The sequence below is a fragment of the Comamonas sp. 17RB genome (assembly GCF_030056555.1).
Classification (GTDB): domain Bacteria; phylum Pseudomonadota; class Gammaproteobacteria; order Burkholderiales; family Burkholderiaceae_C; genus Comamonas; species Comamonas terrigena.
In genome coordinates this window covers 33,266-44,825 of record NZ_JASHHY010000003.1, presented here as the reverse complement: position 1 = coordinate 44,825, position 11,560 = coordinate 33,266, and the positions used below count along the sequence as shown (strand labels likewise).

The 11,560-nt window shown below is 61.9% G+C and carries 16 protein-coding genes; 11 read left to right on the top strand and 5 right to left on the bottom strand.

Translation table 11 applies throughout. From position 1 onward, the window contains the following. Nucleotides 1–37 precede the first annotated feature (37 nt). The 3 genes from QM470_RS06445 to guaA are packed head-to-tail and all read left to right on the top strand — an operon-like array spanning nucleotide 38 to nucleotide 2,379. Nucleotides 38–298 carry a type II toxin-antitoxin system Phd/YefM family antitoxin gene (locus QM470_RS06445; RefSeq protein WP_066534965.1) on the top strand — a complete coding sequence of 87 codons (261 nt, stop codon included), beginning with the start codon at nucleotides 38–40 and terminating at the stop codon, nucleotides 296–298. Beyond that, nucleotides 295–729 (top strand): type II toxin-antitoxin system VapC family toxin, encoded by a 435-nt coding sequence (locus tag QM470_RS06440; RefSeq protein ID WP_192333074.1) that lies wholly within the window; start codon nucleotides 295–297, stop codon nucleotides 727–729. The genes QM470_RS06445 and QM470_RS06440 overlap by 4 nt, the downstream gene beginning before the upstream one ends. Before the next feature lie 33 nt (nucleotides 730–762). After that, nucleotides 763–2,379, top strand: a complete 1,617-nt coding sequence (gene guaA / locus QM470_RS06435; protein WP_283338614.1) for a glutamine-hydrolyzing GMP synthase — start codon at nucleotides 763–765, stop codon at nucleotides 2,377–2,379. Between the two features lie 181 nt (nucleotides 2,380–2,560). On the opposite strand, the gene QM470_RS06430 is transcribed toward guaA, so the two are convergent. From QM470_RS06430 to QM470_RS06420, 3 genes are all read right to left on the bottom strand, one after another. Next, on the bottom strand, nucleotides 2,561–3,256 hold the full coding sequence (locus QM470_RS06430; RefSeq protein WP_283338613.1) for an RDD family protein: 696 nt from the start codon (nucleotides 3,254–3,256) through the stop codon (nucleotides 2,561–2,563). A gap of 539 nt (nucleotides 3,257–3,795) precedes the next feature. Further along, nucleotides 3,796–4,002, bottom strand: a complete 207-nt coding sequence (locus tag QM470_RS06425; RefSeq protein ID WP_283338612.1) for a hypothetical protein — start codon at nucleotides 4,000–4,002, stop codon at nucleotides 3,796–3,798. 188 nt (nucleotides 4,003–4,190) lie between these two features. After that, nucleotides 4,191–4,337 (bottom strand): hypothetical protein, encoded by a 147-nt coding sequence (locus tag QM470_RS06420; RefSeq protein ID WP_172591823.1) that lies wholly within the window; start codon nucleotides 4,335–4,337, stop codon nucleotides 4,191–4,193. A gap of 281 nt (nucleotides 4,338–4,618) precedes the next feature. On the opposite strand from QM470_RS06420, the gene QM470_RS06415 reads away from it, so the two are divergent. The 3 genes from QM470_RS06415 (at nucleotide 4,619) to QM470_RS06405 (ending at nucleotide 6,605) form a co-directional block, all read left to right on the top strand. Then, a complete protein-coding gene (locus QM470_RS06415; RefSeq protein WP_172591822.1) occupies nucleotides 4,619–4,759 on the top strand; it encodes a hypothetical protein in 141 nt (46 codons plus the stop codon). Between the two features lie 89 nt (nucleotides 4,760–4,848). Next, nucleotides 4,849–5,157 carry a hypothetical protein gene (locus tag QM470_RS06410; RefSeq protein WP_280013499.1) on the top strand — a complete coding sequence of 103 codons (309 nt, stop codon included), beginning with the start codon at nucleotides 4,849–4,851 and terminating at the stop codon, nucleotides 5,155–5,157. 362 nt (nucleotides 5,158–5,519) lie between these two features. Next, nucleotides 5,520–6,605: an ion transporter gene (locus QM470_RS06405; RefSeq protein WP_283338611.1), complete on the top strand. Its 1,086-nt coding sequence runs from the start codon at nucleotides 5,520–5,522 to the stop codon at nucleotides 6,603–6,605. 6 nt (nucleotides 6,606–6,611) lie between these two features. Here the strand turns inward: QM470_RS06405 and QM470_RS06400 are convergent, their stop codons facing one another. After that, a complete protein-coding gene (locus QM470_RS06400; protein WP_283338610.1) occupies nucleotides 6,612–7,130 on the bottom strand; it encodes a ribonuclease HI family protein in 519 nt (172 codons plus the stop codon). A 24-nt stretch (nucleotides 7,131–7,154) separates the two neighbouring features. Beyond that, entirely contained in the window at nucleotides 7,155–7,388 is a 234-nt protein-coding gene (locus QM470_RS06395) for a hypothetical protein (protein WP_283338609.1), read from the bottom strand. 48 nt (nucleotides 7,389–7,436) lie between these two features. On the opposite strand from QM470_RS06395, the gene napE reads away from it, so the two are divergent. From napE to QM470_RS06370, 5 genes are read left to right on the top strand one after another with little or no spacing between them, the layout of a single operon-like run. Continuing rightward, entirely contained in the window at nucleotides 7,437–7,595 is a 159-nt protein-coding gene (gene napE / locus QM470_RS06390) for a periplasmic nitrate reductase, NapE protein (RefSeq protein WP_066534945.1), read from the top strand. 13 nt (nucleotides 7,596–7,608) lie between these two features. Further along, nucleotides 7,609–7,896 (top strand): chaperone NapD, encoded by a 288-nt coding sequence (locus QM470_RS06385; protein WP_283338608.1) that lies wholly within the window; start codon nucleotides 7,609–7,611, stop codon nucleotides 7,894–7,896. Further along, a complete protein-coding gene (gene napA, locus QM470_RS06380) occupies nucleotides 7,877–10,372 on the top strand; it encodes a periplasmic nitrate reductase subunit alpha (protein WP_283338607.1) in 2,496 nt (831 codons plus the stop codon). The genes QM470_RS06385 and napA overlap by 20 nt, the downstream gene beginning before the upstream one ends. Before the next feature lie 17 nt (nucleotides 10,373–10,389). Further along, nucleotides 10,390–10,878 carry a nitrate reductase cytochrome c-type subunit gene (locus QM470_RS06375; protein WP_502846812.1) on the top strand — a complete coding sequence of 163 codons (489 nt, stop codon included), beginning with the start codon at nucleotides 10,390–10,392 and terminating at the stop codon, nucleotides 10,876–10,878. A gap of 30 nt (nucleotides 10,879–10,908) precedes the next feature. After that, nucleotides 10,909–11,556 (top strand): cytochrome c3 family protein, encoded by a 648-nt coding sequence (locus QM470_RS06370; protein WP_283338606.1) that lies wholly within the window; start codon nucleotides 10,909–10,911, stop codon nucleotides 11,554–11,556. The last annotated feature ends 4 nt before the right edge of the window (nucleotides 11,557–11,560 follow it).

Sequence of the window (11,560 nt, the reverse complement as noted above, 5' to 3'; positions counted from 1 at the left end):
ACGTCAGGCCAGATTTTTCTTTTTGCGCAACCACCTTATGCAATCCGTCGGCATCTACGAAGCCAAGACCCGTTTCTCTGCCTTGATCGAACTGGTCGAGCAGGGCGAGGAAGTGCGCATCACGCGCCACGGCAAGGAAGTGGTGCGCATGCTGCCGGTGCGGCGCAAGCCGGTGATCACCGATGAGCAGATCGCTCGCGAGCTGGAGCAGATCCAGGCGCTGCAGCGCTCCATCCGCCCAGCCACGGCGGCGGATGAAGCTGCCCCTCTGCGCCAGACTGGGCGGAGCGTGGCATGAGTGCTTTCATTCTGGATGCCTCTGTCACCGCCGCCTGGCTGCTGCCCGAGCATGCCAGCCGCCACACCGAGCGCCTGTACACCCGCATCCGCCGCGATGAGGTCGATCCGCAAGCCCCCAACCTCTGGCAGTGGGAATGCGGCAATCTGATCGCCTCGGGTGTGAATAATGGCCGCATTCCGCATGGGTCTGTCGAAGGCCTGTGGGGCGTGCTGGAAGCCATTCGCCACCGCGTGGAGCTGCACGAGTTGGCGCCCGCCCAGCACAAAGCCGTGCTGGATGTGGCGCTGGACACGGGCTTGCCCACCTACGACGCCGCCTATCTGTGGCTGGCGCAGTCGCTGCGCCTGCCACTTGCCACATTCGATGCCGCCCAGATGGCTGCCGCCCGCAAAAGCGGCGTCACACTGCTGGCGCCCGAAGATTTCTAGCCCCTTTTTGTCACCCTCTTGCCCTTGATCACCATGCAACACGACAAGATTCTCATTTTGGACTTCGGCTCTCAGGTCACGCAACTGATTGCCCGCCGCGTGCGCGAAGCCCATGTCTACTGCGAAGTCCACCCCTGCGATGTGAGCAGCGACTGGGTGCGCGAATTCGCCGCTGACGGCAAGCTCAAGGGCATCATCCTGTCCGGCAGCCATGCTTCCGTCTACGAAGTGGACGACCGTGCATCGGACGCCGTGTTCGAGCTGGGCCTGCCCGTGCTGGGCATCTGCTACGGCATGCAGACCATGGCCACCCAGCTGGGCGGCAAGGTTGAAGGCAGCAACAGCCGCGAATTCGGTTACGCCGAAGTGCGCGCCCATGGCCACACCGAACTGCTCAAAGGCATCGAAGACTTCGTCACGCCCGAAGGCCACGGCATGCTCAAGGTCTGGATGAGCCACGGCGACAAGGTCACCGAGCTGCCTCCCGGCTTCAAGGTCATGGCCTCGACCCCCAGCTGCCCCATCGCCGGCATGGCCGACGAAGCACGCCGTTACTACGCCGTGCAGTTTCACCCCGAAGTCACGCACACCGTGCAAGGCCAGGCGCTGCTCAACCGCTTTGTGCTGGACATCTGCGGCACGCAGGCTGACTGGATCATGGGCGACTACATCGAAGAAGCAGTAGCCAAGATCCGTGAGCAGGTGGGTGACGAAGAAGTGATTCTGGGTCTGTCCGGCGGCGTGGATTCTTCGGTGGCTGCGGCGCTGATCCACCGCGCCATCGGCGACCAGCTGACCTGCGTGTTCGTGGACCACGGTCTGCTGCGCCTGAACGAAGGCGATATGGTCATGGAGATGTTCGAAGGCAAGCTGCACGCCAAGGTGGTGCGTGTCGATGCTTCTGATCTGTTTCTGGGCGAGCTGGCCGGCGTGTCCGAGCCCGAGCAAAAGCGCAAGATCATCGGCCGCCTGTTCGTGGACGTTTTCAAGGCCGAAGCCTCCAAGCTCAAGGCGGCCAACGCCGGCAGCAAGGGCGCAACCTTCCTGGCCCAGGGCACGATCTACCCCGACGTGATCGAATCCGGCGGCGCCAAGAGCAAGAAGGCTGTCACCATCAAGAGCCACCACAATGTGGGCGGCCTGCCGGAACAGCTGGGTCTGAAGCTGCTGGAGCCGCTGCGCGACCTGTTCAAGGACGAAGTGCGCGAACTGGGCGTGGCCCTGGGCCTGCCGCGCGGCATGGTCTACCGCCATCCCTTCCCCGGCCCGGGCCTGGGTGTGCGTATCCTGGGCGAGGTGAAGAAGGAATACGCGGACCTGCTGCGCCGCGCCGATGCCATCTTCATCGAAGAGCTGAACAACTGGATCGACGAGAAGACCGGCAAGAGCTGGTACGACCTGACCAGCCAGGCTTTCACCGTCTTCCTGCCTGTGAAGAGCGTGGGCGTGATGGGCGACGGCCGTACCTACGACTACGTGGTGGCCCTGCGTGCGGTGCAGACCAGCGACTTCATGACTGCCGACTGGGCCGAGCTGCCTTACGGTCTGCTGAAGAAGGTGTCCGGCCGCATCATCAATGAGGTGCGTGGCATCAACCGCGTGACCTATGACGTGAGCACCAAGCCGCCTGCAACCATCGAGTGGGAATAATCCCGCTGTCCGGTGGGGCATTGCGCTCCACTGCAAATTAAAAAGGCCCGCAATTGCGGGCCTTTTTATTTTTCTATGCCGCTGCTGGCGGGCATGCATCAAAAGCAGTTTGTCCCTGGAGTTTTTGACGCGTTGTCGGATCTGTTGCTCACCGTTGTCGGAGAGGTATTGAGCAATATAGTCAGTTATCTGGAATCGAACCTACAACAATCACTGCAAGAAAAAAGATAAAAAGAGCAACCACGAGCAGGCGACGCCCTATCCCAATCCGCCCATGGGATACCTTGAATCCTTCTTCCGCATCCCAGGTGGTCCGACCGTTCGCGCGAAGCATCCTATAGGCGTAAATCAATGTACCCAAGTTGATGAAAGGGAATCCTGCGGCCAAGCCTCGCCACCAGACTTTGGCGCTGCGTTTCAATGCCTGACCGTAGGTAAGGGCATGGGGGCCGTTGTAGATCAACCGGGTCTTGAGCAGGAACTTGCCTGGCGTGGTGCCAAATGTGGACAGGCAGAACGGTTCTACAAAAACCCACGTGAATAGTGCAAGCAGACCAATTGCGTATTCATTTTCCTTTGTGATAGGTAGTTGGGGAGCAAATATCCCCCATAGAACTCCGATGGTAAATGACCATAACCATATGTCGAAGATCCGCGCAAAGAACCGAACCCATGGTCGCACTTGATTGACGTCTGTTTCCTCGGCCGTTTGACTCTTTGAAGAAGAAAAAGATTCAGGCGTACTGAAGGTGGTGGGCTTGTTTACCTGTGCATCTAGCCAATTCGGCGAGGCTGCCGAAACGGCCACTGCCTTGCCGCAGGCTTGGCAGAATTGCGCTTGCGTAGGCAGTGCGGTGCCGCAGTGGGTGCAAAACATTTGATTTCCTCCCTGAGTGAAATATTTTGTTTTATCTTACTTGCACAGCACGCCGGTTCTTTTGTCTGCTCTCAGCCCGATCAGAGCATTCGGATCGGCATGAATCGAATGATTTGTCCGCAGTTCAGGATGGATTAGCGTTTTGCGGTTGACCGGTGTGGTTGGGGATTTTGCTTGGCCACGGAGGTACCGTTTGCCATGCATGCACCCCCAGGGCTGCTGCTTGCGGGCAGCCACGCAAGAATGGATCAGCCATTGATGCAATTGGCTTGGGTCATCCGGATTCGAACGTTTCTGCTGCCGGCATGGTTGTCCTATTCATCTGCTTGTTGACCGTGCGTCTGATCGCAGGGGCACGTGTGCTTGCAGCCTTCATGGCGGCATGCCGTCGCTGCGCTGGATTCAACAAAGGGTAGAAAAGCCTCCGCCATCGACTAGCGCAGAACATAGCCACCATACGGATCAGCGGCACGCTGCTGTGTAGGGCTGACCTGGTGCGCACAAGGATGCAGAGGCTGTCGGCTTTGGGTTGTGACGGCTCAGGCTGCCTGCGTCAGCGCCTGGTCGATCACATCGCGCAGACGGCGCAGTTCTGCGGTGCTCAGTGCGCTGCTGTAGCGCACCTGGTGCTCCGGCCGCCGCGCGCTGGGGATGACGCTGGTGATCAGCAGGTGGTGCTGGTTTGCCCCCAAAGACTGGATGGTGGCATCCAGTTGTGCGCATACGGTGGTTTGGGTGATTGCCATGTGGACTCCTGTTTCCCCGCAGACTGTTGAAACGTCTGCTACGTGCGGGGAGGAGTGCGCGGCTCAACGTTTTAGCAGTTGGTAACGCCCCTGCAATAGTCATAACTCGGGCGACCAGCGCTTGAAGCTGGTGTGCAAATTCTAGCAGCTACCGCAGCGCAGGGTGCTGGAACTGAGCCAGTGGAAGTTCAGAACGCGTCCACGCTGTGTTCGCCCAACGGGGACTGCTGGGCCAGCAACTGCAGCACCTCTTCCGGTGGCAGCGGTTCCGGCAAGGGCGCCAGGACGGGTGGTGGTGCATGGGATTCCAGGCGTGCAGCATCAGCGTCGGTCATGGGCGTTCTCCTGGCTGGGGATGGGATGGTGGGTTCGTCTGTCCACTATCGGTGGCGGCGGGAGGCGCCATGTGAGGCAGGCAGGGTGTCTGCTTGTCAGCCGGGAGCTGATTGGCATGTCAGCGTGCAGGCTGCGGTGTGCCAATCGCGTGGGTATGCAAGGCATGCACGCGCCGCGGGCTAAGGGGCAGGGCGGCGCAGCGGACAATTTCTTACAGGACTTTCCATTGCTGGCGGTGCAAACTTTCTAGACTTCCCACGCTTTGCGAAGGAGCTGTGCGATGAAGAAATGGTGTGCGATGCTGTCTGTGGTGGCTCTGTTGTCGGGCTGTGTGGTGTACCCGGGCTATGGTCATGACCATGGCCGTGGAAACGACCGGGACTTCTGCCCGCCCGGTCAGGCCAAGAAGGGCAATTGCTGAGCTGGGGTCGGGATGCTGTGATGATTGGAAACACCTGACCGGACGGCATTCCAGTAGGCTTGCGCGTTCTGTTTTTCTGGTTCCGAACAATGATCTTTTCCCTGGCTCCCCGCTGGCTGTTGCCAGCCTTGTTGTGCGCGCTCCCGTTGTCGGTGCTGGCGGACCATGACGACCATGGCCACCGCCACAAGCACAAAGGCGGCAGCTACAAGGAAGAATTCTGGGACGGCCACTGCAAGGTGGAGCGCAAGTGGAAGCGCAACGGCGAATTCAAGGAAAAGCGCAAGTGCCGTGCGCAGCCCATGGTCTACCACCGCCCACCGCCGCCCGTCATGGTGTATCCGGCAGCGCCACCTGGTGCGATCGTGATCAGTCCGCAGGTCGTGATCCGTCCCTAAGGCCCGGAGCCCCCTGCAGCAGTGCATGCGCACTGCTGACACCACACCCCGCTTCTGGCGGGGTGTTTCATTTGGTGCTGGCCCCACGCCGTCAGTGGCGGCAGAGGGGGCGCACAGCGGTGGATGGCGGCGACAGGGCGGGGTTTTTGCCGGTCGCTCCAGGCATGGCACAGGCGAGATTAGGCAAAATGTGAGCAACTTGTGCGCTTGCAGCTTTGATCCTGGCGGTTTTTCCGGTGAAAGCCTGGATGGATGGCGCAAGCCGCTTTATTTTCAGGGGCGTGCGACCAGCCGCGGGGTTTGGGCAGGCGGGGCGTGCCGCGTGCCAGCAGCCGGTCATGCGCTCCACCTGATGGTGACCCATGCGCTGGCTGGATTTTCTGATCGACTTTTTCCACGATAAATACCCCTCGGCCGAACGCCTGGGGGTGCCGGTGGCGCGCTGGCGCCAGAGCATCTACCGCACGGTGTTCGAGACCAACACCCCCATGGGCAAACGCTTTGAAAAGCGGCTGACCGTGGCCATCGTGCTGAGCCTGTGCGTGGTGATTGCGCACAGCATCCCGTCGATTGCCCAGGGCTGGGTGGTGTACGGGCTGCGCACGCTGGAGTGGCTGTTCACGCTGGCGTTCACGGTGGAATACGGGCTGCGGCTGATTTCCGTGCGCCGGCCATGGCGCTATGCGTTGAGCTTCTACGGGCTGGTGGACCTGCTGGCCATCATTCCCGGCTATCTGTCGCTGTTCCATCCGGAATACCAGTTCCTGGGCGCCATCCGTGCACTGCGGCTGGTGCGCACCTTCCATGTGTTCCCCATCCTGCGCGGCTTTCTGGAGGACTACTTCATGCTGGGCCGGGCGCTGAAGCACAGCGCACGCAAGATCTTTGTCTTCCTCAGCGTGGTGGCGGTGATCGTGTTCGTGATGGGCGCGCTGATCTTTGTGATCGAAGGTCCCGAGCATGGCTTTACCAGCATGCCCATGGGCATGTACTGGGCCATCTCCACCGTGACCACCGTGGGTTATGGCGATGTCACGCCGTCCACGCCGCTGGGCAAGATCTTTGCCTCCGCGATGATGCTGGTGGGCTGGAGCATTCTGGCGGTGCCCACCGGCATTGTGGGCGTAGAGCTGTCGCGCGGCTTTGGCACCAAGCCCTGCCGGCGGCCGCTGCACTGCGAGACCTGCGGTGAAGCACGCCATGAGGACGACGCCCGCTTCTGCCGGCGTTGCGGCACCCGGTTGATGGAGGAGCGTAGCGAGGCCGAAGCAGGTTCGGTGCGGGCGGCTCCGGATGTGGGTGCTGCCGGTGCCGGCAGTACTGCCAGCACAGCGGGTACTGCGAGTACTGCCACGGCTGCTGGCACCGCCCCTGCCGATCCCGCCGCGGCTCCAGCCACGCCGCCGGCCAACGACGGCAGGCGTGCAGATGAGGCACAGGCTGCCTGATAAGCCTTACGGCTTGCGCTTGATGGCCGTGGGGGCAGGTACAGCCCCCGGGAGCTGCAAGGCCGCGCGGGCCAGGGCATCGGCCTGCTGGTTGCGGTGGCGCGGCACCCAGTGCAAGGTCACCCCGGAAAACTGCCGCACGGCGGCACGGGCCAGGTCATACAGCGGTGTGAGACGCACCACGGGTTTGGGCTTGGCCAGGGTGAGCTGTTCCACCAGGATGCTGCTGTCGCTGTAGACATGGGCATGCTGGGCCTGCTGGGTGTGCAGCACTTCCAGCGCGGCCAGCAGGGCCAGTACCTCGGCCTCGTTGTTGCAGCCGGTGCGATGGGTGTCCTGGGACACGGTGTGGCAGACACCGGCAGGGCTGACCAAGACTGCTCCCAGCGCCATGCGGCCAGGGTTGGGCAGGGCGCTGCCATCGATGTGGACAGTCCAGCAGGGCGTAGAGGGCGTGGCCGATTCAGGCGATCCAGCGGAAGTGGAGGAGGCAGGGGAAACAGGGAGTGCGGCAGTCTCAGGCATGGCTGCACTGTAGCGCCGATGGCGTTAGCTGGCTGCTGCGGTATGGCGCGTGTGGGTGCGTGGCGCGCCAGGCGTCGGATGAAAATGCTTCGGATTGGTGCGAAATATGGAAAGCGACACCAAGTTGGTGCGCAGCGTTTGATTTTCATCAAGTACTTGGCGTACCATCAAAAATAATATGGGCGCATGAATAAAAACCCGTTGCGCTGAACTGCTGACCCAGCCTGGAAGGGCTGCCCCGCAAGGGCTGGCAAGCATGTGGCGCGACCTACAAGGCACCTCGGTGCCACACCCACGGGAGTCCTTATGGCCGACCCTCAATCCCCCTCTACCCGCCAAGAGGAACTGCGCAGTTTTGCGTTCCTGACCGTGGTCATGGCCCCCGTCATTACGGGAGCCATCATCGTGACCTACGGTTTTCTCGTCTGGTTCTATCAAATGTTCGCCGGCCCTCCCCACGCCTGATGGGGAGTGATGCATGAGCGATGAACTGCATATCGCCAGCCTGGTCGTGCATGTGGCGCCCGCGTCGTTGACGGGGGTGGCGCAGGCGGTGACCGGAGTCGACGGGCTGGTGCTGCACGGCACCCACCCCAGCGGCAAGCTGGTCGTCACCCTGGAAGGGCCCAGCGCCGCTTCCGTCCTGGACCGTGTTTCCAACATCCAACACCTGGAGGGCGTGATCAACGTCTCTCTGGTCTACCAGCATGCCGAGGCATGGCATTCACTCCATCAAGAGGTAAAGCATGAGCAGCACAAGGCGTGACTTCGTTCGTCAATCTGCCGCCGCGGCCGCAGGTGCCGTGGCCGGCATTCCCATTGAAGCCATTTCGCAGGGAACCGTACCGCAGGCCGGTGGCGCGCAACTGACATGGTCCAAGGCCCCCTGCCGCTTCTGTGGCACGGGCTGCGGGGTGATGGTGGCCGTCAAGGACAACCGCGTGGTGGCCACGCAGGGCGACCCGGAAGCCGAGGTGAACCGGGGGCTCAACTGCGTCAAGGGCTACTTCCTGTCCAAGATCATGTACGGCGAAGACCGGCTGACCAAGCCGCTGCTGCGCATGAAAAACGGCGTGTACGCCAAGGACGGCGAATTCCAGCCTGTGTCCTGGGACAAGGCCTTCGACGTGATGGCCGAGCAGTTCAAGAAGGCGCTGAAGAAGCAGGGTCCTTCGGGGGTGGGCATGTTCGGCTCGGGCCAGTGGACGGTGTGGGAAGGCTATGCCGCCTCCAAGCTGTTCAAGGCGGGGTTCCGTTCCAACAATATCGACCCCAACGCGCGCCACTGCATGGCGTCCGCGGTGGCGGGCTTCATGCGCACCTTCGGCATGGACGAGCCCATGGGCTGCTATGACGACATCGAGCAGGCCACGGTCTTTGTGCTGTGGGGCTCGAACATGGCGGAAATGCATCCGGTGCTGTGGACCCGCGTGACCGACCGCCGGCTGAGCAGTCCGGACGTCAAGGTGGCCGTGCTGTCCACCTTCGAACACCGCTCCTACGAGCTGGCCGATATCGAGCTGACGTTCAAGCCCCAGACCGATCTGGCGATCCTGAACTACATCGCCAACCACATCATCGCCACCGGGCGCGTGAACCAGGACTTCGTCTCCAAGCACTGCAACTTCAAGCTGGGCAACACCGACATCGGCTATGGCCTGCGCCCCGAGCATCCGCTGCAGCAAGCGGCCAAGAATGCGGACGATCCGAACGGCGCCAAGCCGATGACCTATGAGGAGTACGCCAAGTACGTCTCTAAATACACGCTGGAGTACACGGCCGAGCTGACCGGTGTGCCCGCGAACCGGTTGAAGGCGCTGGCCGAGCTGTACGCCGACCCCAAGACCAAGGTGGTGTCCTTCTGGACCATGGGTTTCAACCAGCACACGCGTGGTGTCTGGGCCAACAACATGGTCTACAACATCCACCTGCTGACCGGCAAGATCGCCACGCCCGGCAACAGCCCGTTCTCGCTGACGGGCCAGCCTTCGGCCTGCGGCACCGCACGGGAAGTGGGCACGTTCTCGCACCGTCTGCCGGCGGACATGGTGGTGACCAACCCCAAGCACCGCGCCATGGCCGAAGCCATGTGGAAGCTGCCGGAAGGCACCATCCCGGGCAAGCCGGGCTACCACGCCGTGCTGCAAAACCGCATGCTCAAGGACGGCAAGCTCAATGCCTACTGGGTGATGGTGAACAACAACATCCAGGCCGGTGCCAACCTGGCCCAGGAAGGCTACCCCGGCTATCGCAACCCCGAGAACTTCATTGTGGTCTCGGATGCCTATCCCACGGTGACAGCCGTGGCCGCCGACCTGATTCTGCCCACCGCCATGTGGGTGGAAAAAGAGGGGGCCTACGGCAACGCCGAGCGCCGCACCCACTTCTGGCACCAGTTGGTGAAGGCGCCGGGGGAAGCCCATTCGGACCTGTGGCAGCTGATGGAGTTCTCCAAGCGCTTCAAGATCGAGGAAGTCTGGCCCGAGGAACTGCTGGCCAAGAAGCCCGCCTACCGCGGCAAGACCATGTACGAAGTGCTGTTCCGCAACGGCCAGGTGGACAAGTTCCCGGTCACGGACATGGACAAGGCCTACGACAACGAAGAATCGGCCCACTTCGGCTTCTATGTGCAAAAAGGCCTGTTCGAAGAGTACGCGGCCTTTGGTCGCGGCCATGGCCACGATCTGGCGCCGTTTGACGAATACCACAAGGTACGCGGCCTGCGCTGGCCCGTGGTGGACGGCAAGGAAACCCGCTGGCGCTACCGCGAAGGCTCCGACCCCTATGTGAAGGCCGGCACGGGCTACCAGTTCTACGGCAACGTGGACAACAAGGCCAATATCTTTGCCCTGCCGTACGAGCCGGCCGCCGAGTCACCGGACAAGGAGTTCCCGTTCTGGCTATCGACCGGCCGCGTGCTGGAGCACTGGCATTCGGGGTCGATGACCCGCCGCGTGCCCGAGCTGCACCGTGCCGTGCCCAATGCCCTGTGCTACATGCACCCCGAGGATGCAAAGGCGCTGGGCCTGCGCCGGGGTAGCGAGGTGGAGATCGCATCGCGCCGTGGCGCCATGCGTTCGCGGGTGGAGACCCGGGGCCGCAACAAGCCGCCGCGCGGCCTGGTCTATGTGCCCTGGTTCGATGCCAGCCAGCTGATCAACAAGGTCACGCTGGATGCGACAGACCCGATCTCGCTGCAGACGGACTTCAAAAAATGTGCCGTCAAGATCACCAAGGTTTGATGGCAGGAGTGTGGATCATGAACTTCATTCGTACTCTTTTTCTGATGCTGTGCATGGGAGCCGCCCTGGCACAGCCGGTGGCACGCCCCTTCACGGACGCTGCACGCGGCCCAGCGCCCATCATGGAGACCACCAAGCCTCCGGTGCTGGGCAATGCCATCAATGACGATGTGCGCCGCACGCGCAACTACACCTGGCAGCCGCCCACCATTCCGCACCGGGTGGATGGCTACCAAGTGGACAAGAACTTCAACAAGTGCATGGACTGCCATTCGCGCACCAAGGCAGAGGTCTCGCAGGCGGTGCCGGTGTCGGTGACGCACTACATGGACCGCGACGGTCACATGCTGGGCCTGGTGTCCACGCGCCGCTACTTCTGCATGCAGTGCCATGTGAGCCAGGATGCGGTGCGTCCTCTGGTGAACAACACCTTCATGGATGTGGATGCCCTGATCCTGAAGTCCATGCGGTCGCAGTCGGGCGCACAGGCCACCAAGAAAAACTGACGCTGCCTTGTGCGGCACAAGAGAACCATCATGTTGACACTTCTCAAGCGCTACTGGGCGGTCATCCGCCGCCCCAGCGTGCACTTCAGCCTGGGGTTTCTGACCATCGGGGGCTTTATTGGCGGCATCCTGTTCTGGGGTGCCTTCAATACCGCCATGGAGTTCACCAACACCGAGAAATTCTGTACCAGCTGCCATGAAATGCGCGACAACGTGTATGCCGAGCTGAAGAGCACCATCCACTACACCAACCGCTCCGGTGTGCGGGCCGTGTGCTCCAACTGCCACGTGCCGCATGACTGGACCGACAAGATGGCCCGCAAGATGCAGGCCTCCAAGGAGGTCTGGGGCAAGATCTTCGGCACCATCGACACGCCGGAAAAATTCCAGGAAAAGCGCCTGGAGCTGGCGCAGCATGAATGGGCACGCCTGAAGGCCAATGATTCGCTGGAGTGCCGCAACTGCCACAACTACGACTCCATGGACTTCACCCGCCAGAGTCTGCGCGCGCAGAACATGCACGCGACCTACCTGGCCAACAAGGAAAAGACCTGCATCGACTGCCACAAGGGCATTGCCCATAAGCTGCCGCACATTCCACCGGGGCAGGGTCCTGGCAACGACACCCCGGGCCAGGTTGTCCCCATGGCCACCACACCGGTGGCGCAAGCGAAGTAGTGGG